Annotated in this window: 17 protein-coding genes; 13 read left to right on the forward strand and 4 right to left on the reverse strand. The window is 35.8% G+C overall.

All coding sequences use genetic code 11. From position 1 onward, the window contains the following. Together EK417_RS02390 and EK417_RS02395 are read right to left on the reverse strand one after the other, a co-directional pair. Positions 1–1,272, reverse strand: coding sequence for a Y-family DNA polymerase (locus tag EK417_RS02390; RefSeq protein WP_076596423.1), 1,272 nt, complete (start codon positions 1,270–1,272; stop codon positions 1–3). Positions 1,273–1,455: 183 nt separating this feature from the next. After that, positions 1,456–3,039, reverse strand: coding sequence for a Na+/H+ antiporter (locus EK417_RS02395; RefSeq protein WP_136521230.1), 1,584 nt, complete (start codon positions 3,037–3,039; stop codon positions 1,456–1,458). A 234-nt stretch (positions 3,040–3,273) separates the two neighbouring features. Between EK417_RS02395 and EK417_RS02400 the strand changes: the two genes are divergently transcribed. The 12 genes from EK417_RS02400 (at position 3,274) to EK417_RS02450 (ending at position 18,042) form a co-directional block, all read left to right on the forward strand. Continuing rightward, complete coding sequence (locus EK417_RS02400) at positions 3,274–3,774, forward strand: M15 family metallopeptidase (RefSeq protein ID WP_110366553.1); 501 nt, start codon at positions 3,274–3,276, stop codon at positions 3,772–3,774. Between the two features lie 190 nt (positions 3,775–3,964). After that, positions 3,965–5,002 carry a patatin-like phospholipase family protein gene (locus EK417_RS02405; RefSeq protein WP_076596426.1) on the forward strand — a complete coding sequence of 346 codons (1,038 nt, stop codon included), beginning with the start codon at positions 3,965–3,967 and terminating at the stop codon, positions 5,000–5,002. 236 nt (positions 5,003–5,238) lie between these two features. Next, positions 5,239–5,409 (forward strand): hypothetical protein, encoded by a 171-nt coding sequence (locus tag EK417_RS20955; RefSeq protein WP_168801917.1) that lies wholly within the window; start codon positions 5,239–5,241, stop codon positions 5,407–5,409. 230 nt (positions 5,410–5,639) lie between these two features. Next, positions 5,640–6,260 (forward strand): leucine-rich repeat domain-containing protein, encoded by a 621-nt coding sequence (locus tag EK417_RS02410; RefSeq protein WP_110366556.1) that lies wholly within the window; start codon positions 5,640–5,642, stop codon positions 6,258–6,260. A 10-nt stretch (positions 6,261–6,270) separates the two neighbouring features. Next, entirely contained in the window at positions 6,271–8,328 is a 2,058-nt protein-coding gene (locus EK417_RS21285) for a hypothetical protein (protein ID WP_181446065.1), read from the forward strand. 56 nt (positions 8,329–8,384) lie between these two features. Then, positions 8,385–12,170, forward strand: a complete 3,786-nt coding sequence (locus tag EK417_RS02420) for a hypothetical protein (RefSeq protein ID WP_136521231.1) — start codon at positions 8,385–8,387, stop codon at positions 12,168–12,170. A 73-nt stretch (positions 12,171–12,243) separates the two neighbouring features. Continuing rightward, on the forward strand, positions 12,244–14,637 hold the full coding sequence (locus tag EK417_RS02425; protein WP_136521232.1) for a hypothetical protein: 2,394 nt from the start codon (positions 12,244–12,246) through the stop codon (positions 14,635–14,637). 3 nt (positions 14,638–14,640) lie between these two features. Further along, positions 14,641–15,123: an SMI1/KNR4 family protein gene (locus EK417_RS02430; protein ID WP_136521233.1), complete on the forward strand. Its 483-nt coding sequence runs from the start codon at positions 14,641–14,643 to the stop codon at positions 15,121–15,123. 231 nt (positions 15,124–15,354) lie between these two features. After that, positions 15,355–15,909, forward strand: a complete 555-nt coding sequence (locus EK417_RS02435) for a hypothetical protein (protein WP_136521234.1) — start codon at positions 15,355–15,357, stop codon at positions 15,907–15,909. A 110-nt stretch (positions 15,910–16,019) separates the two neighbouring features. Continuing rightward, positions 16,020–16,940 (forward strand): helix-turn-helix transcriptional regulator, encoded by a 921-nt coding sequence (locus tag EK417_RS02440; RefSeq protein WP_110366561.1) that lies wholly within the window; start codon positions 16,020–16,022, stop codon positions 16,938–16,940. A gap of 53 nt (positions 16,941–16,993) precedes the next feature. After that, positions 16,994–17,611 (forward strand): hypothetical protein, encoded by a 618-nt coding sequence (locus EK417_RS02445; RefSeq protein WP_228402566.1) that lies wholly within the window; start codon positions 16,994–16,996, stop codon positions 17,609–17,611. Next, positions 17,611–18,042, forward strand: a complete 432-nt coding sequence (locus EK417_RS02450) for a nucleoside deaminase (RefSeq protein ID WP_076596437.1) — start codon at positions 17,611–17,613, stop codon at positions 18,040–18,042. The genes EK417_RS02445 and EK417_RS02450 overlap by 1 nt, the downstream gene beginning before the upstream one ends. A 69-nt stretch (positions 18,043–18,111) precedes the next feature. Here the strand turns inward: EK417_RS02450 and EK417_RS02455 are convergent, their stop codons facing one another. Both EK417_RS02455 and EK417_RS02460 read right to left on the reverse strand, forming a co-directional pair. Then, positions 18,112–18,639, reverse strand: a complete 528-nt coding sequence (locus tag EK417_RS02455; protein WP_136521235.1) for a GNAT family N-acetyltransferase — start codon at positions 18,637–18,639, stop codon at positions 18,112–18,114. 68 nt (positions 18,640–18,707) lie between these two features. Then, positions 18,708–19,466 carry a type III pantothenate kinase gene (locus EK417_RS02460; RefSeq protein WP_076596439.1) on the reverse strand — a complete coding sequence of 253 codons (759 nt, stop codon included), beginning with the start codon at positions 19,464–19,466 and terminating at the stop codon, positions 18,708–18,710. Between the two features lie 484 nt (positions 19,467–19,950). Here EK417_RS02460 and EK417_RS02465 point away from each other — a divergent pair, with 484 nt between their 5' ends. Further along, positions 19,951–20,574 carry a hypothetical protein gene (locus EK417_RS02465; RefSeq protein WP_136521236.1) on the forward strand — a complete coding sequence of 208 codons (624 nt, stop codon included), beginning with the start codon at positions 19,951–19,953 and terminating at the stop codon, positions 20,572–20,574. Positions 20,575–20,665: the final 91 nt, after the last annotated feature.

The raw sequence follows: 20,665 nt of genomic DNA on the forward strand, positions 1-20,665 counted from the left end.
TTAATGAAATCTGAAGTTCGCTTCCGGTAATGTGTTTTTTTTCAGAAAGGCCTCATATTCCGGGGACAGTTTTGCGCGCCCAAAGGTATTTTCCCCGCTCATGCTTCCCAGTCTCACTTTATCTTTTCCAAATTTCCTGTTCATCGCATCCATAGCTTTCATCACAGGAAGGTGTTGGTTTTGAATATCTTCCTCGAAAAGACTGATCTGTCTCTGATCTTCAGGCACAAAATCATTCACCATTACTCCTGCTCTCTTATAATGAAACCCTTCTCTGTAAACCGATTCAAAAAGCTCATTGACCACCCTTCCGATGAGAATGGACGAATTGGTAGGATTAGAAAGAATGCGGGTCACCGCATTTTTGTATTCAGGAAGATCTTTTCTGAACCGGTTGGTTTGTACAAAAACAGTGATCATTTTACAGCAGGTATTCTGCTTTCTTAATCTTTCCGAGCAATACATTCCAAAAGTCTCTACTCTTTCCCGTACTTCTTCTTTCTTTGTAAGCATCTGCATAAAACTTCGGGTAACCGCTATGGATTTTTTAGGAGAAGGAGCATCCAGTTCCAGCTGACGAATTCCCCTCAGTTCATGGATCATTCTTACTCCATGAATTCCCATAACTTTTCGAACCCACATTTCAGGTTTCTGAAGAAGATCCCATGCCTTGTATACCCCATTGTCATTCATTTTGGCAGCAAGCCTTCTCCCTATTCCCCACACGTCTCCTATATTGAGCCATTTCAAAGCTTTTTCAATTTTCTCAGGAGTATCCAGAATATACACTCCTTTAAATTTATCCGGAAATTCTTTTACGATTCTGTTTGCCACTTTACATAAAGTCTTGGTGGGCGCAATTCCTATACTTACCGGAATATTTTCTTTCTCATCAATCTCATTTCTGATCTTGAGACAATATTCATAAATATCAATGTACTTGAATCCCGTCAAATCAAGAAAAAGCTCATCAATACTGTAAACCTCATGATCAAGAACATACGATTTAGCGATATTAATAACCTGCTGGCTTTTGTAATTATACAGTTCAAATTTTGCTGAAAAGCTTTTTACATCATATTTCTGAAAAAGCTCTTTATATTTGAATGCAGGAGCAGCCATAGGAATCCCCAGATCCTTTGCCTCTTTGCTTCTGGACACAACACATCCATCGTTGTTGGATAATACCACAACGGGTTTGCCTTCAAGGTCAGGATCTAAAGTCCTTTCACACGAAACAAAAAAATTGTTACAATCTACCAGAGCATACATGACAATTGTATAGTAAAATTCTACACAAAATTATAGTTTTTAAAGAATAAAACAATCTTTTAAACCATAATTAACATCACATTTAACAATCTGAAAAACAAATGAATAAAATTTTTAAACACGACATGTTTTGTCGCATTAACGCTTTAATTTTGTTTTCAAAAACATTGATTGTGATACGGATTAAATCATCCGCAAACGTTCTTCCTCAAGATCGAGCTGATAGAGTTGATGGCGGATAATTTCTTCGTTGACAGAAATATCTTTATTCAATTCTGAAAGAAACTGTCTTTGGCTTTCCAGCATTTCAAAAAAGATATCTTTGGTCTTTTCATTCATCCAGTCTGTATTATGAGTCTGTATTTTTTCCTCCCATTGTTTCAGCATTCTTTCTAATCCTGCATGGCTGTTCAGTTCATTTTCATGCTTATTTTTAAGAAAATGATAAACATGCTGTTTCAGTTGATGTTTTATTTCTTCCCTCGTCTTTTTATCTTTCTCTTCATCTGTAAAATCATCAAATACATGTCCGTATTTTATAAAGTAGGGCAAAGTAAGTCCTTGTACGAGTAAGGTAAGCAGAATCACAACGAAAGTAATAAATAGGATAAGGTTTCTGTTGGGAAAAGGGAGTCCGTTTTCAAGGGTAATCGGAATGGCAAGTGCAGCAGCCAATGAGACAACACCTCTCATCCCCGTCCATCCGAGCATCAGAGGCATCAACAGGCGTCTTTTTGCAGAAGAAGCACGAGGAGCAACACTTGGTCGGAAAATCAATGTAGCCAGCATAGCAGCATAAGAACTTATGATTCTGGCGGCAATCAGAATACCGGTCACCAACACTCCATATTGGATAGCAATTCTTAAAGGAATTCCTTCAGACCGCAGCCCTCCCACAATTTCAGGAAGTTCGAGTCCTATTATTAAGAATACAATACCATTCAGAATAAATACAAAGCTTTGCCATACGCTATACCCCATAATACGGCTGGTACTGTTTAAAAATATCAATCTTTTACCTGACATATAAAGCCCTCCGCAAACTACAGCCAACACCCCGGAAGAATGAAACTGTTCTGCAATCCAATACATAAGATAAGGTTCAATAAGTGTGAGTGCAATATCTGAAGAAGCTTCTGTAGGAAGTCTTTTGTGAGCCTGTACAAAAATCCATGCCACTAGTAACCCGATTCCTGCCCCGCCTATTACCATCCATAAAAAATCCAGCGAAGCTTCCTGCCATATAAACTGTCCTGTTCCTACAGCAATTAAAGCAAAACGGAATATAATGAGTGAAGATGCATCATTCAGCAAACTTTCTCCTTCCAGAATAGCAGATGTAGTGGAGGGTATCTTTACAAACTTCATAATGGCTCCTGTACTCACGGCATCTGGTGGAGATACGATACCACCAAGCAAAAACCCGAGAGCAAGTGTAAATCCGGGAATAAAATAATTAGCCGTCACTGCTACTGCCAGTGCCGTAAAAAATACTACCAAAAAAGCAAAGCTTCCGATAATACGCCACCATCGTTTCATTTCTTTAAAGGAAATTGACCATGCTGCTTCAAATAAAAGAGGAGGTAAAAAGATAAAAAAAATAAGATCGGGATTGATCTTTACAACCGGAAGACCTGGCACAAAACTGACCAGCAATCCGAATACAACGAGCAAAATAGGGTAAGCAATTTTTAGCTTTGCAGCCCACATATTGAGCAGCACAATGGCCACAATCATGGCTAATAAAAAAGGTAGGATAGTATGCATTAATATTGTGTTTTATCCGTCATATTTACTACTTCTATTTGATTTTTAAAAATTTAAAAGCAAATTTTCTCATTTTTTTGTGTATAGATTAATTTAAGCATTTCTGAATATGTCTCCCTTTTATGTTTTCATCCTCTGATAGAATGTTATATAATTTTAATCAAAATTCAAATAAAACACGTCAAGTTTCGTCGCATCCGCGCTATACTTTTGTCCTGTAACAAAATAAGAAATATGGACAAAGTAACCTTAGAAAGAATTCAGAAGCTTCACCCGTTGGTAAGAGATGAAGTGAAGCAAATTATACAGGAATGTGATGAAGCACTTACCGGAAGAGCCAAAGTACGGATCACTCAGGGATTAAGATCTTTTGAAGAGCAGGAAAAGCTGTATGCAATCGGAAGAATTACTTCAGGAAAAAAAGTAACCAATGCAAAGGCAGGACAAAGTATTCACAATTATGGCCTGGCAGTAGACATCTGTCTTATGATTGACGGGAAAACAGCAAGTTGGGATACGGCAAAAGACTGGGATAATGACAACGTTGCAGACTGGTACGAATGTGTAAAAATATTTGCCCGCCACGGCTGGGATTGGGGTGGAAACTGGAAAACATTTAAAGATCTTCCCCACTTTGAAAAAAAGAACATCCCTTCTAAAAAAGGACCTGTAAAAACCAGCTGGAGAAAGCTTTTGAAGATGCCAAAAGACCAGCAGAATTACGTTGTTTTTTAGTGTTATTTATTTGAAATTAAATTTAATACGACACGTTTTGTCGCTTCCCCAGCCTACCTTTGCTTTATAAGAAAACAACGAAAAAAGCAATGAAATCTAAGTATGGAATCTCAATATTTTTTGATTATTCAACGGATTCTGTAGATTTAAGATTGCATGTGTCCTTTTAAAAAACCATTAAAAATATCACATGAAAAAGACAACCATTCTTTCTTTGGACGGAGGTGGAATAAGGGGAATCGTAACCTGCATTATTCTGCGTTACATAGAAGAACAGCTCCAGTATTATGATAAGCCGGCTGCCAAGCTGGGAGACTATTTTGATCTGGTGGCCGGCAGCAGTACCGGAGGTCTGATTGCTTCTATTATTCTCTCTCCTGATGAAACCCGAAAAGCAAAATATTCTATTCAAAAAGGGTTGGAATTATATGCTGAAAAGGGTGGCGACATTTTCCAGGTTTCCTTTTGGGAAAAACTGGTCAATCCATTCGGATTATTGAATGAAAAAATTTCCCAGGAAGCTCTTGAAAAAAACTTAAATGACTTTTTTGGAAATCTAGAATTAAAAGAATTCATAAAACCATGTTTAATAACGAGTTATGATATTGAAAACAGAAGAGCAAAACTTTTCAACTCCTGGAAAGCCCACCTCAGCACAGACAATTTCTTTGTAAGAGATATCTGCAGAGCGACTTCAGCGGCTCCCACTTATTTTAGTCCGGTGCAGATCAAATCTATGTATGGACAGATCTTCAGCCTGATTGACGGTGGAATGTTTGCGAATAATCCTGCACTCTGCGCCTATGCTGAAGCAAGAAAGATCCCTTTTGCAGAAGTTTTAAAAAACCATCAGAAAGCCAACCATCCAAGTGTAAACGATATGATCATCGTCTCTATCGGAACAGGAATTGAAGCAAGACCTTACTCTTTTAAAAGACTGGAAAAAGCAGGAAAAATTGGCTGGGTAGGCCCAATCGTTGACATTTTGATGTCTGCCAACGCAGAAACTGTAGATTATCAGCTGGAACAGATGTTTCAGACTCTGGGCCTTAGAAATCAAAAAAACTATTACCGTTTGAATCCTTCATTGAAAAATGCTTCTCCCGCCATGGATAATGTAAGAAGATCCAATATTGAGAATCTGATACAAGCCGGATTGAGCTATATTGATGATAACAGAGAAACATTAAACCAAATTGTTCAGAAGCTCATCAAAAATAAAATATAAGCTTTTAACCTTATAAAGACCCAATATAAGCTTTAAAAATTATATTTTAAAATTGGAAAATCTTTTTTAAACACGTCAAGTTTTGTCGTTTCACCCGATTACCTTTGGAGTATCAAAAAAGACACAGACAACAATCCTTAAAAACTTTTATAAAGCATTTGAATTCAACATTTCCCTATGCTGAACAGCCTGAAATATGTTCAAAAAATTATAACCAACACCTTATCACACAAAACATGGAAACACCAGATCACAATACAGATATACTCATCGATGAAGATCTCTATACGATAGAATGGAGCGATATCGAAAATGCTGAGATGGATTATGAAAACTATCTCAATGACATTGAAAACTTCTTCAGAGAAGATTTTGAAAAAGGAATACCTGAAGAAGATGTTTTTTAAATAAATTTAAAAAACACGACAAGTTCTGACGCTGTCCGCCATTACCTTTGAAATCTCTATAATACACGCACAGTAATCTCATTAAATAGTCTCAACACCTTTGAATTCACCATTCACAAAATGCTGGACAGCCAGAACTATGTCTGAAAATACAGGATAAAAATGGAAACTCCGCCATCCATAAAAGGAGAAAAAATGAATTTATTAACCTACAAATCACACAAAATTTTATGAAAACAAAAGAAGAATTAAAACTCTATTTCGAAAATGGAGATATCCCAAAACAGGAAGACTTTTGGGAATGGCAGGACGCTTACTGGCATAAAGGAGAGAAACTAAACAATACTTCACTTGATCTGCCTGTTTATACAGAATTTGCCTATTCACCAACGGATAGTACAGAAATTATTGGAACTGATAACATCATTGTTTTTCCTGAAGGTATAAAAACTGTGGGAGGATTTATCTTTTCAGTATCTGTACCACGCATTTCAAAAATTATTTTTCCTAAATCTCTGGAAAGGATAAAAGCTCGAGCATTTAACTCTCAATACCTAAAGGGATCCATAACAATTCCTGGTTCATGTAAAACAATAGAAACATTCGCTTTTGCAAGTGGTAACGCCCGGATATCAAAATTAATATTAGAAGAGGGAGTAGAAACTATTGAATCATCAGCATTTCAGTTATCAACAAGTAACGACCTAACAGCTTTATATATTCCAGATTCAGTCAGCTCTGTTGGAGAAAATGCATTTGCCATTCCTTCCCTTAAGAATGTTTCAGCGCCTACAGGATTAGATCTAAGTAAGGCAGGTATTCCGTCAACAGCTACAATCACCTATAGATAAACTCAACAACATGAAAACAAAACAAGAATTAAAACAATATTTCGAAAACGGAGACATTCCGGTACAGGAAGAATTCTGGGAGTGGCATGATTCATACTGGCACAAAGATGAAAAGATTCCTGCAGATCAATTAGATTATGATCTGTCTAAAAAAGCAGATGTAAACGCTTCCAATATAAGCCAACAGGATGCTCAGCTTTGGAAAGAAAAAATTGAAACTCAGACAGCTATTCAGTCGCCCCAACTAAATGGAAACGTCTTAACCGTATTTTATACAGGTGAGAATGGGGTTCAGCAAAGTAAATCGGTAGATTTAAGCAGTTTGGTAACCCGTGATATCAGCATTGAAAACGCGGTATATGATGCCTCTCAAAATATGATTACCATTACCCAGAATGACGGATCAGCATTTCACATCAATCTCTCGGAATTCAGCATCATTCCAACGACCAATGCTGATGGAAGTGTAACAGTATCACAGGAAGGTCAGGAAAAAATCACTGTAAAAAAAGTAGCTGTAACAGGAAGTTACAACGATCTTTCCGATAAGCCAACTTTTAGCGGGAATGATAATTTGCAGAATGTCATCGACAGAGGTAACGGAACAACCAAACCTATTATTTTTCAGCCAAGCCAGGGCAGAGCGGGCGAAATAAACTTCAGTCCTACCACTTATTCCTTTTGGTTTGGAAATTTGAATACGGATCATACCGGAGCTTACGGACTAGGCATTGGTTATAATACATTATCAAAATTAACCACAGGAGCAAATAACGTAGCTCTCGGTTCTTACTCTTTAAATGAAACCACCACAGGAAGATGGAATACCGCAACAGGTGTTTCAAGCGGAGCTAAACTTACAACGGGTAATTTCAATGCTTTTTTCGGAACACAAGCGGGAACTGAAACAACAACAGGAAATGGAAATACGTATATCGGAGATGAGGCAGGAAACAAAAATATTGCCGGAACCAATAACACTGCGCTCGGTCTTGGAGCCGCTTATTCCTTAACTAATGGAACCCAGAATACCTTTTTAGGTGCTTTTGCGGGAAATATTCATGGAAAAGTGACAACTTCAGGCGCATGGGGATCTAATACTTTTGTTGGATATAACGCAGCTTCCACTACTCATGCTATGGGAGTTTGGGGTGATAACAATGTCGTTATCGGCTGTAATGCACCGTTAGGAGGTTCAACATTCAACAAGTTGGTTATTGAATCCAATCCGGTAGCAAGACGTCATGATTTTGTAACCCCTTTAATTGGTGGAGATTTTGCCACAAGAACATTGGATTTTGATGCTGTAATCAGTGCAAAAAGAACTCCACTGGCCGATAACACCTATACAAAAGTAGCGGTTCTGAATGCCGGTAATGTATTCGGATATAAAAATATATCAGATTTTACTGATTTTGTTCCACTTTCAGGTACAGCATCTGCTAAACCTATTACAGGAGATATCCACTTAAATGAAAGCGTTAGCTTTATTAACTACGTTAATCCGTCTTACAATTCTAAATTCGCACTAGAAGATGGTGGTTTTGGATTGACAGGTACCGGAGGTTCTGGAACAGATACCTTTTCGCTAACCATTTCTCAGGCGAGGGAATTGAATTTCACATCAAGTTTTGCTGATTCAAAAGGTATAACAAGTGACGTTTATTTTGGTAATAATTATGATGACAACTCTTTTATTCAAAAAAAATATGCAGACAAGCAGCATACTTATACTCGTCATGAAGAATTAACTGGCGGAACGTGGATTAATAACAAACCTGTTTACAAAAAAACTTTGTATCTGGATCAGATTCCGAGAACAGGTGAAATTGATTTGAAGGCTGAATTCCCGGACCTTGAAACCATCATCTCTAATGAAATGTTTACAGAATGGTATGCAATAGATGTAGCATTCGCAGGAAACCAATGGATGTCAAAAGCTTTCATAACGTTGGATAAAAGAATGATAAGATTTGAACTTATAGATGTTCCGGATTATGATTACTCCTCAATCAATTCTTTTACCCTGACTCTTGAATACACTAAAAAGAATGACAGCCCCATATAACAACAACTCATTAATTAAGCAAAAATTAAATACACAACAAAAACAAAATATTAAAAATGGCAACTAACGAAACAAACAACAGCGCACCACAAACCCTATTCAGGTTTGTAAGCTTAAGAAATCCGGAGTTAACAGAAACTAAAAAAGTAAATCTAGGATTCATTCACAGACCATCGCAGCTTACAACCTCTTTTGACACTGCAATTAATCCGGGAAGCACGGCTTTAGAAAAATTCAAGGCATTGGAACATGCTGCCAAATCTTTCAATCCGGTAGATTATCAAAGCGAAATTGAGATTGAAAACGGACCTCTTTCCGAAGCACTAAAAGTCGGAAGAAAAATTGCAAAAAAAGAAGCAATTTCTTTAGCAGATGAAATTACAGCTAAGAATCTATATAACAGCAATGCTATCCAATCTAAAATGGGAGAAATTTGGGATAATCTTATTTATCAGACCGTTACCCAGAAAAACTTCTATGTTAAAGAAGCTTTGGTTCACATCTTAAGGGCTCTTCACTTCGGATATGTTTGTGATCTACCTGTCACAACGGAATTAATAAAAATCAATGGTGAGGATATAAAAGCAAAAGCATTGGAAGCAAGAGTTGTTTTACCAATGAAGCTTTTCGGAGACGGATACGAAGGAGAAGGCACTACATCAAGCCCTTCAGGAAATACCTTTCAGGTAAATCTCTCTAAAATTGGAGAGGGAGTTATCAACGGCACCACTCCTCTTTCCTTTTCAGTACAGCAGCAGTTAAAAGCAGAGGGAGAAAGAATCTCAGAACTGTCTTATCTTACCTTTGAGAAGGATGGATTGTTACAGTTGAGAGCAGAACTGGAAGCTACTCAGAAGCTATTCTATACACTGAGAGCAAAAGCATATGATGCTGCTTATAAACAATACATGAATACCCATCAGACAGATATTGAGAAATACAATGCTTTGCAGGAAAGTGTTAAAGCCCAAATTGCAAAAGGTGGTTTAACCCAGGAACAAATTGATGCTTTGTATGCTTCATTGGAAGCATTAAAGGTTCCGCCATTCAAGTTTGAATATAAAAATGAAATTAATTTCGAAGATCTGAAAGAAAAACTTTCATTAGACTCTTTCAAATTATTTGTCAATATTTTCACAAAAATAACAAGTGGGGAAAAGCCTGAAAACGGATTGGACTTTTCAACAATCACGGTTTTAAGTGATAGAAAACTACAGTTAGGGACAATTGAAGTTTCCATTACTGACGAGTTTGATACTTATCCGGAAATCTTTGAAAAACTGGATGAAGAAACTGCTTCAAAAGTTCAGACCTTATTCCAGAAATCACCAGTTACTGAACAGACGTATGCCAGCGTAGGAGGAGTATTGATTCCTGTTGCTTCTAATTACAGTGCTTCATCTCGGGTTGTTCCAAGATCATATTACCTGAAAACCTCCTATGAACCTTTGTATTCAAGAATGCCTGCAACAGCTACATTCTATTATCAGGCTGAAAGCAATGCATGGGGTGCCGCTTCTGTAAGAATCAATGCCAGCACAGATTTTGGCTTGTTTGAAGAAAGCTTCTCCAATATTGAAGTGGTAGACGGAAAAGTGGCATTACCGCTGTTCCTGGTTGATAAGTTTGGTAAGTTCATCAGGTCTATGGATATCAAAGTTTATTTTAATAACGGAAAAGAAGCTTCATTAAACCTTTCTGAAATTGAAATCAACAGAACTTTCACAGGAATTCTATATACCGAAGAAACAAAAGATGAAACTGAAAATCCATCTGAAGGAAATGGCGGTTACAAACCTGGAACATTCATTCCTAAACATTTTGGAGTAAAAAGACTGGGTATTGCAGATTATTTAAAAGTTGTTCAGACAACGCACGCTTATGTTCCGGGTGAGGTAACTCATATCGAGAATATTATGGCAAAAGAGTTTAAACAAAAATCAACCCGCAGGCTGAGAAGAAGTGAAATTCAAACAACAACTTCCAAGTCGACTGAAAGAGAAACGTTAAGTGATACTACAACTACAACCAGAAACGACATGCAGTCTGAAGTGGCAAACGTTATTCAACAGGATATCAATACAGAAGCACATTTCAGATATGGAGGTATGGGTAAATCCTTTGAAGTGGGAGGAAGCTTTGCAGCCAGAAACTCTAAAGAGAACAGTACAAGACAGGCTATTTCAAAATCTCAGGAAATTACAGAAAAAGCTACGGAAAGAATTCTTACCAAAGTAGCTGAGGAAAGAATTGAAAAAATTATTGAAGAGTTTGAAGAAAACAACGCTCATGGTTTTGATAACAGAAATGGAAACAAACATGTAGTAGGCGTTTACAGATGGGTTGATAAGAAAATGAAAAACCAGATCTTCAACTACGGTAAACGTACTATGTTTGAATTTATGGTTCCTGAACCTGCAAGACTTCATACTTTGGCTACGGCTGCTTCGAAATCTGATACATTAACACCACCGTTAGATCCAAGAACTGTTACCGGCCAATGGAATATGCCAAGTGCTCAAAAAGCGACTCAGCAACAAATCGAATACTGGGCAAATTACTATAATGTAAAACTTACCGAGCAGCCAAAATCTCCTATCAATCTTATTCTTGGAAAACAATGGGAAAAAGTAGATGGAAACGGAGAATTCAGACACAGACAAATTGATATCCCTGATAACTATGAAGCAAGCGCGGTAAAAATGTTCTACGGATTCGAAAGAAATTCAAGAGGGAAAAGTGTTTTATATACAAGCAATTTTGCCGGCGGTACAGTAGCATTGGAAAACTGGAATACTTCAATTGACAGTACTGCTTATTTTACGCCACAAAACGTAACCGGTTCCTATGACTTCGTTTATAGATGTGAAAATATAGACTCTGTCAACATCGCATTCGAAATTACTTGCAAACTTTCTGCAGCGTATATGGCATCATGGTTCTTAGAAAACTTCACAGCAATCATCAAAGCTTACGATGAAGCCTATGCAGTGTTTTTAGAGAAAAAAGCAGAAATCGAGAAAAAAGCGAAGGAGGAAGAAGAGCAGAATAAAGAAAAATTGAACTCAAGCAACTTCTTCCGTAACATGGAATCTGTCATCCTGAAACATAACTGTATTGCTTATCTACTGCAGGATTATGCTTCCCTGGGTAAAAACTTCACTAACGGAGCAGAAAGAATGCAGGACTTCAGTATTGTGCTAGGCGAAGATCTCGAACAATATACCGCATTAGCGAAATTCATGGAACAAGCCTTTGAATGGAGCATCATGGACTATACCTTCTATCCTTACTATTGGGGAGACAAAGCAAAATGGCAGGATATGTATCTGTCTCAAAGTACAGATCCTTTATTCAGAAACTTCCTGCAGGCAGGGATGGCCAGAGTAATTGTTACCGTAAAACCAGGATTCGAGGATGCTGTACAATTCTTTATGTCTACCGGAAGAATCTGGAATGGTGGAGAAGTACCGGTAATTGGAGACCCAATGTATCTGAGTATCGTAGATGAAATGCGTGAGCCTGTAGGAGTAAAACAAGGAAAAGCATGGATTACTGTACTTCCTACTTCTCTGAATATCTTACAGGAAGACTCAGCCGGATTAAAGACAACCACAGCATTACCATTTACAAAGGAAAATCCTGAAGATTTTGAAGTTCCTTCAGATGTTGTTATAGAAACTGAATTTTCTATTGTTGACTCTAAATTAAATGCAGGAGACGATAAGTTTGTAGACAAAATTGAACTTAACAACGGATTCCTTGAGCTAACGACAGATGATAATCCTAAAGAAGTTATCGCTTCATTACCATTATCTGAATTAAAGCAGGCACTGCAATAATTCTGTTGAATCCTAATTCATGAGGCAGAGTGTTTTACTCTGCCTTTTTTATTAATCTTTAAAATTATTAAAAATGAAAAACACAGATTATAAAGATGTTTTTGATGTTGGTGAGGAAGCATTGTCGATGGAGAATAAATTTTCTTTCCCCTCAATGCAAAAAGCTTTTACCATAGGTGAAAATATCCGAGGGATGAACAATGTGAGTCCGCTGGCAACGGTAAAGCTTTTCAATCAGTCCGTAGAAGATTTACAAATGAAATACTATCCTGATGGAAGCCCTCCATTGGAAGGGACATTTGCATATATTTCTGATAAAAACAGTGATCTTACTCCTGTAATTAAGACTACTGTAAAAGATTTTTATTACTATGGTGTAAAAGATGTGAAAAACTTTGCCTTTAAAGTCATCATATTTTCTTCTACAGAAGCAACAAAGCTTAAAGAATGTTTTGAAGTTTCGAATCCTAAAGGCAGGGAGATTTTAATTTTTGTAGAGGATAATTCTACAGATAGTGTCAGCGGTACCTATGGTGCAATAAAGATTTCAAATGATGTATTATCTTTCCTAAATTCTAAAAACAGACTTGCTTATGACGTATATGATAATAATGAGATTTACAAAGAAATCAAAGCCGTAGTCCCTGAATTATCTGATGATCAAATACAAAGCCTTTTAAGAAATGGTTTTATTGAAGACTATCGTGTTGATATTGCCAAAACATACTTTAAAGTAGCATCTTTCTTTTCCAGCGGAATTTCTTTAATCCATCCCAGTCTTGGAATTCTGACAAATGACGCTTTGAGAGCAACGACAAGTACAGTTCTTGAAAAAATTATTCAATTTATTGAAGCTGCAAGGCTTGAAGAAAATAAATGGCAACCCAAACCTCCAAGACTTAAAAATGGAGAAATTGATAAAAACTATAAATATACCCCTATTATTTCCTCAGGGAAAAATGAAGAAGGCTCGATAAACTTTACAGTAATAAGCAGTCATTTAAAAACTATGCTTACAGAGCAAAATGATTTTGTAAAATTAGTATTGAATATCAGAAAGGACTTTAAGCATGACAGTCAACCAAAAGGATTGTTGGAAATTTTATATAAGTCTTATTTGGATGCCTATTATATTATGCATGATATTGCTTCCAACCTGGAAAGTCTTTCTGAAATCGAAATTTTAAAATATGGAACAAAAGTATACAACGCTTTACTTTGTGGTATATGGAATAGTCTTATAGATGCTGTTGCCGGCTTATTTGCGATGGTAAAAATGATTTATGATGGTATTACACTAGGTAAGGATTTTGCTCAAAATATTGAAAAATATCTTCCTTCACTTTTAGAACAGTTTGATGAAGTAATTCAAGCAGTTAAGAATATAAGCTTCTCAGAAATTGCTAAATATGCGTTTGAAAAACTCAAGAAAATAAATCTAACCTTTGATCCAATTTCATGTGCATATTTTATTGGTTATGCCTATGGCTTAATCATATCTTTAATTATTGAAATTATAATCGGAATAATTATTAGTGGAGGAACATTCAGTGTTGCCGTGATAATTGAAAAACTTGCAGAAACTATTTTTGGAATTTTTAGGATGATTGGCTCAGCAGCAACAAAAGTTATTAGAACTTTTTCTAAATTTGTTGTAAAGTCAATCAGAAGTTTAATCGAATCCTTCTTAGGCTTAATAAATTACCTGAAAAATGGTGATGCTGCAATAAAAAGAATAATAGATGATGTTTTTTCGGCTTTTGGAGAGTACTTTAAAGAGCTAAAGAATTTATATATTGTTCCACAAACCCCCGCTGAAATTAAGCTATTAAGGAAGCTTATGAAAGCTTTTTATGAAGAGTACAAGATATTATTACTGGAGTCTTCTAACTTAGAAAAAGTAGTTATTAAATGGAAAAAATTAAATGCAGTCAGCGACCTCTCTAAAAGCGATATGGAGGAGATGCTTGCCATAAGAAGAAATCATCTTGGTTCTAATGATGGAGCAAATGTTGCTATAATGAGACAAAAAATTCTTATTAATGGTAAAGAAGTAATCTTAGAATATAAATCATTGGCAGGAAAAGGAGGTCCGCCGGAAGGGTTTATCCCCAGAGTCGAAAAAAGTTATCTTGAATCAAACCTTAATATTCGTGGTAAAGAATTGGAAAGTCATTTCAAGGATGATATTCAAACTAGATTTTATGATTCTGAGCATAATATATTTTTTCAGAATGATAAAGACCTACAGTTGCTTTTTAATCAACATGGTAAAAAAAACGTTCAAGTATTAGAAATACATCTTCAAACTTTATATGAACCTTGTCCGTCATGTCAAAAACAGATTTTAATAAGACAAGAAATGTATAAAATTAAAAATATAAAAGTAGAAGCGGTTAGATTTGACGATTTCGGTCATGTTCAAAATAACAATGATTTAAAAAAACTAGGTATAATTAAAAGTTAAACAATGGAAATTAAATATTTAAAAAAACTAAAAGAAAACCCAACAATTAACAGACGAACAATTAAGGGAATTTCTGAAGACGCAATAAAAAAAATAGAGAAAAGACTGAATGTAAAGTTTCCTCTTGTTTATAAAGAATTTTTATATCTAGCGGGAGACTATACTGGTGGTTTGAGACTTGCTGAAGGCAATAGCAGTATAGATATGCTGGTGAAAGACGATGTTAGAAAAAAACTGGAGAAATCAATAGAACAGTTTCAAATCCCTATCAATAAACCTTTTTGGGTAATCTCAGAAAAAGATGGATTTCAGCAGTTTTTCTTCTTCTATCTTAATGAGGGAACAGAAAATCCCGCTGTATGGTTCACCACTTATGGAGAAGATGATGAAGATCCTAATATACTTATCAAACTAAATGATACTTTCAGTCAATTTGTTGATGAATTGGTAGATAAATCCATTTTGTTTGCCCAAAGAGGATATTAATTTTAGATTATATGATATATCTTATTTCAGCACATTCTTCCATTATATATTGAATTCAGTTAAAAAAATAAATTCTATTAATAAACTATAATTTTTAGCGGTAACTTACAGTTACCGTTTTTATTTTTATAAACTTTCATTCCTGATAAGTCAAATAAAAATTCTTCTTTATAAAAGTACGGAGGGCGGGATTAAAAAGCTACATGAAAAACCGTAAAAACATTATAAATTATGGTAACAGATAAAGATTTAGAAATTTTATTTTATACTACTCCTGAAAAGTACAGATTAACTGCACTCGATCAGGAAATACATGATCCTAATACATTGGAAAATATGAATAAGGAAGAACATTTGGAGGAATTGTTGTTACAATGTTCTTTAAATGATTTAGTGGCAACCATTATCAAAGTATTCAAAAACAAATATGCAAATCCTTTACCTATCTGGACAGGAATTGTAGATTATGATATGAAAACAAAAAAAGAATCATCTAAAAGAAAAGATATCAAAAAAATACAATTTGATTTTAAAGATGGTGTAAAAACTGTCTTCGGAGGAAATACTGAATATTTGGACAACTTATTGATGGAGTTCCAAACGCCTTCACCAGGGTTTAAAGATATTGTAAAAAATCATTTACAAGGGAAATCATTTACAGAAAATGAACAAAATAATAAAACAACTTTTGTTATTTCCAATAGTCCTATTTCAAAAATAGAAGTTACAACCACAACGTTTCATTTATTTATTAATAAGAATTCTTTCATAGATTACGGGCAATAAGTTTGTAATAAAAATTATAACACGACACGTTTTGTCGCTTTAACCGCATATATTTGTCTTATAAAACCTTACCATGAAACGCAGCACTGCTGCACCATAAAAAAAGAGAAATGAAGAAAGATTTTTATCTGACAAGATATGCCTTAATTATTAAAAGATTAGAAAGTTCTCCAGCTACTTACTCCCAGCTGGAGCACTATCTTTTGAATTCTTTTGAATTCCAGGATGCCGATATCAAAAGTTATTCTATCCGTACCCTGCAGAGAGATATCCGCGAGATTTCTGATCTCTTCAATCTTTCCATCCACAACAAGAAAAAAGGAGACAATCGATACTACATCGAGAGCCGTCCCATTATGGAAGTGGATGAGTACAACCAAAAACTACTGGAATCTTTTCAGGTGAGTAACGCCATGAATACCCACCCCGATTTTTCAGATTTTATCTTCTTCGAAAGCCGTAAACCCACCGGTGTAGAACATTTCTATGACCTGTTCTTCGCGATCCGAAATAAAAGGGTTGTAAGCTTTGAGCACTATAATTATAAAAACAAACTGATGACTTCCAGAAAAGTTCATCCTTTAGCCTTAAAAGAATCCAAAGACCGATGGTATCTTATTGCCATTGATACAAAAGATAAAGTTTTAAAATCTTTCGGGCTGGATAGAATCAACTATCTGGATGTATCCAAAAATCAGTTCAGAGAAAAGTACAAATACAACTTCAGGGAGCATTTCAAAAATGCATTCGGGGTGATGAACCTGACAGAACAGAATCCACAGAACATTGTATTGAAATGCAGCCGCCACCAGGGAGAATATATCAGAAGTTTTCCTCTTCACCAGTCACAGAAAGAAACCAAAGAAACTCCGGAAGAGATCTATTTTGAATTCTTCCTCCACCCTACTTATGATTTTATGCAGGAGATTCTTTCCTACGGAAAAGAAGTAACCGTTCTGGAACCGAAAGGTTTAGTTGATGATATCCGCAATCATTTGCAGGAATCTTTGAACCGTTATCTTGAAAGCTGATCATCAGGAATATATTCCATATTTTTTGTTATATTTACATAAATATACCTTTATTGAAAACTTTATTCATTGGCATCAGCTGCTTTATCTCTTCCTTTTTTCTCGCCCAGCAGAAAGAAGAGTTCAGGCTTGTAAAAAGTTATTATAATCAGCACAGAAATATGCTGAATAAAGAGTTTAAAAAGAAATTTGATGCCGAATCCAATACGGTAAAAAAAGCTGCTATAAAAGGAGATTTTCTTTTTTTCATGAAAAAAATGGACAGCATTGAAAACAATGCCCTGATCGGAGCTTTATTAAAAGTCAGAAACCTGGAAGACCTTCAAACCATCAAAAACACCACATTCACCTCATCTGAAAAGTTTGCAGATGCCGAAAAGATCGCAGATTATCCCGGAGGTATCAATTCTTTGAGACAGGAAGTTGCCAATCTGCTGTACGTAGACGGGGTATATTCTGAAGAAAAGATGGTAAAAACAGATGTCGCTTTTATTGTAGAAAAAGATGGAACTGTCAGCAATGTTCATGCACAGGGAAATAATTTCACCTTCAACAGGCAGGCAGAAATAGCCCTGTATTCTCTGACCGAAAAATTTTCTCCGGCAATGCTGAAAGGCGATCCTACTATTTACCGTTTTAAACTTCCTTTAACTTTAACGATAACGGATTAATGTTTACCGACGAATATTACATGAAAATGGCTCTACAGGAGGCAGAAACCGCTTTAGAAAAAGATGAGGTTCCTATCGGATGCGTGGTGGTTTCAAACAACAGAATTATTGCAAGAGCCCATAATCTCACCGAAACACTGAATGATGTTACAGCCCACGCAGAAATGCAGGCCATCACCTCCGCAGCCAACTTCCTGGGAGGAAAATATTTAAAAGACTGTACGCTGTATGTTACGATGGAACCTTGCGTCATGTGCTCAGGCGCACTTTCCTGGTCTCAAATCTCGAAAGTAGTGATTGGAGCACGGGATGAACAAAGAGGTTTTATCAATAAACATCTTTCTCTCCACCCGAAAACAGAAGTTATTACGGGAATCATGGAAGCGGAATGCTCTTCTATTGTTAAAGAATTCTTTAAAAGTAAAAGATAATTAAAAACAAAAGCCAGAGGATATTAATATTTTCTGGCTTTCAATTTTATAACCACAAATGCCTTATATTCAGTCTTTTAAGATGCAATATCTCACCAGATCAAAATATTCTCCGTCCTTTTTCACTTCTTTTATGAGAACAGCCTCCTGCTCCATTCCTATCTTCTCCATAATTCTTCCGGACGCGGGATTGTGAAGGAAATGAGTGGCAAAAATTTTATTCAACTTTAATTCATTAAGACCAAAATCTATTATCGCTTTTGCGGCCTCAGTTACATATCCTTTATCCCAGTAAGGAATTCCTATCCAGTAGCCAAGTTCAGCTTTATCATCATCTCTGTCATGCAGCCCAATAGCTCCCATGATTTGACCTTCTTTATTCCGGATAGCAAATGTGTATCCGGTATTGTTATCAAAAGCTTCTTTTGACATTTTCACCCAGGATATCGCATCATTTTCCACGTATGGATAAGGAATATTAGAGGTAAGATCAGAAAAAATTCTGTGCTGAAGATATTCAACTATAGAAGAAATATCTCTTTCTTCCAGCTGGGAAAGAGTCAGCCTTTCTGTTTGTATGACGGGAAATTTTTTCATTATGTTAACAGTAAGATTGAGGAACTAAAGTATCGGCTGGATTCAACCTCAACTTTAACCATTTAAATTTATAAATCTTTTCCGAGGAAATAAAGACCTTTCAGGGTGTGAAGTCTGTCCATCACATGAATCTTATCCGTCAGAGGCTTATAGACGTGAGAAACACCTCCTGTTGCCACTACAAAACAATCGTCATTCACTTCCTCATTGATGCGGGTTACAAAACCTTCTACCATCCCAAGAAAGCCATATACCATTCCGCTTTGCATACAGGTTACCGTATCCAATCCCAGGACAGATTTTGGTTTTTTCAGTTCGATATCCGGAAGTTGTGCGGTCTGGTTGATCAGCGAATTCAGAGATGTAACAATTCCCGGAGCAATAATGACTCCTAAAGTTTCCCCTGTTTCAGCTACACAGCTTGCGGTAAGAGCCGTCCCAAAATCTATGACAATCTTTTTTCTGTTCGGGTACAAATTGTGTGCAGCCACCAGGTTTGCGTAAATATCTGTTCCCATCTGCCTGGATTTCGCCTGAACTCCCGAAGGTGTTGACCTATCAACAATCACAGGATTTGTTCCATGAATTTTTTTGATGCCGGAGCTCATTACTTTGGTAAGCTGAGGTACTACGGATCCGATAATTACCTTATCAATCTCTTTGGGATCAATTTTATAGGTCTGATACAGCATCAGCATCTGTACATAAAGCTCATCTGCTGTTCTGTAAGGTTTTGTATTGATAACCCACGAAATATCACAATTATCCCCATTGAAAAGACCAAATCTGATATTGCTGTTTCCTACGTTTATTACAATTGAATTCATTGACATATTTTTCAGAAGAAATTCATTACATAAATTGAAATCCCGCTTATTTTTGAGGCACTAAATTTAATGATTTTTATAAAAAAAACCTGCCAATCTCCCATAAATTACAATGATCTCAATACTATCATTGACAGAATTCACATCACACAAAACAAACCGTTGGTATCCTGTACAAATCCTCCGGAAGTTACAAACACAGATATTTTAGCCTTCCGGAGACCTCGAGAGGTTTAAAACAGGCTTGCGGGAGCCTTCCGGAGATCTCCGGAAGGCTCCCGCAAGCTGGGGGGAATCAACTGAGCCCTCCGGAAAGCTCCGGCCTATTCATTTGTAACAAAATGAGATATATTGTACCATGAAACATCCTCGTAAAATATCATCTGCAGCATATCTAAAGGTTAAAATTATTTTTTCAGGAAAAGGGTATTGTTAATTGATTAAAAAAAATTATTCTTGCAATAAGATTTTAAAAATGCAAAAAATGATTAGAAATTCAAAAGCTATAATATGTTTTTTATTTATGCTTATTAGCTTTAGTTGGAATGCACAGTCTCATTATACATTTGATTATAAATTTCTCATAAAAAGCAATCTCAGCACAATAGATAAATCACAATTCCTGATAAATTCTGAAAATCCAAACTATGTTATGTATCAATATCATGACAAAGCAGTAAAGATATTTGATCATGAAAATAATGAAGTTATAGTACTTAATCACAATACAGAATTCAACAGGAATATTTATAAATTTATTTCTTCTCAAAAATTTAACCCTCAAAATAGATTTATAGCTGATGATATTATCATTGAAGAAAAAGGAGATCATCAATATTTAATAGAATGTTACCAAGCTATTGAAAATAGAAAAACGAAGATTAAGCTAACTGTAAAATTAAAGCCCTGGGATAAAGATTTAATTCGATTTTATTTTTCAGATCTGGATGATGGCCTCAATAAAAGACTTGTTGAAAGTTTAAAAGAAAAACTGAATGGAAATTATAATTTTATTATTGAAAGCTATACCATAAATTATGGAAAAGGATACAGATTCAGCCATTCAATAGAAAACCTGGAAGAGATCAGGTTGAAAATAGTATTATAAAAATTAAAATAGTAAAACCCGCAGAGGGCTCTGTGGGTTTTACTATGTTTCATTCTGAAAAGATTGACTAAAAAAACATAAAGGCAGCTAT

The sequence above is a fragment of the Chryseobacterium candidae genome, from assembly GCF_004916905.1.
GTDB classification, from domain to species: Bacteria; Bacteroidota; Bacteroidia; order Flavobacteriales; family Weeksellaceae; genus Chryseobacterium; species Chryseobacterium candidae.

Coding starts and splice junctions, on each gene's coding strand:
- EK417_RS02455 (WP_136521235.1), bottom strand. CDS start 18,639: ATGAAAAAATTTCCCGTCATACAAACAGAAAGGCTGACTCTTTCCCAG.
- EK417_RS02425 (WP_136521232.1), top strand. CDS start 12,244: ATGAAAAACACAGATTATAAAGATGTTTTTGATGTTGGTGAGGAAGCA.
- EK417_RS02400 (WP_110366553.1), top strand. CDS start 3,274: ATGGACAAAGTAACCTTAGAAAGAATTCAGAAGCTTCACCCGTTGGTA.
- EK417_RS02450 (WP_076596437.1), top strand. CDS start 17,611: ATGTTTACCGACGAATATTACATGAAAATGGCTCTACAGGAGGCAGAA.
- EK417_RS02440 (WP_110366561.1), top strand. CDS start 16,020: ATGAAGAAAGATTTTTATCTGACAAGATATGCCTTAATTATTAAAAGA.
- EK417_RS02405 (WP_076596426.1), top strand. CDS start 3,965: ATGAAAAAGACAACCATTCTTTCTTTGGACGGAGGTGGAATAAGGGGA.
- EK417_RS20955 (WP_168801917.1), top strand. CDS start 5,239: ATGGAAACACCAGATCACAATACAGATATACTCATCGATGAAGATCTC.
- EK417_RS02420 (WP_136521231.1), top strand. CDS start 8,385: ATGGCAACTAACGAAACAAACAACAGCGCACCACAAACCCTATTCAGG.
- EK417_RS02390 (WP_076596423.1), bottom strand. CDS start 1,272: ATGTATGCTCTGGTAGATTGTAACAATTTTTTTGTTTCGTGTGAAAGG.
- EK417_RS02395 (WP_136521230.1), bottom strand. CDS start 3,039: ATGCATACTATCCTACCTTTTTTATTAGCCATGATTGTGGCCATTGTG.
- EK417_RS02465 (WP_136521236.1), top strand. CDS start 19,951: ATGATTAGAAATTCAAAAGCTATAATATGTTTTTTATTTATGCTTATT.
- EK417_RS02410 (WP_110366556.1), top strand. CDS start 5,640: ATGAAAACAAAAGAAGAATTAAAACTCTATTTCGAAAATGGAGATATC.
- EK417_RS02435 (WP_136521234.1), top strand. CDS start 15,355: ATGGTAACAGATAAAGATTTAGAAATTTTATTTTATACTACTCCTGAA.
- EK417_RS02460 (WP_076596439.1), bottom strand. CDS start 19,466: ATGAATTCAATTGTAATAAACGTAGGAAACAGCAATATCAGATTTGGT.
- EK417_RS02430 (WP_136521233.1), top strand. CDS start 14,641: ATGGAAATTAAATATTTAAAAAAACTAAAAGAAAACCCAACAATTAAC.
- EK417_RS21285 (WP_181446065.1), top strand. CDS start 6,271: ATGAAAACAAAACAAGAATTAAAACAATATTTCGAAAACGGAGACATT.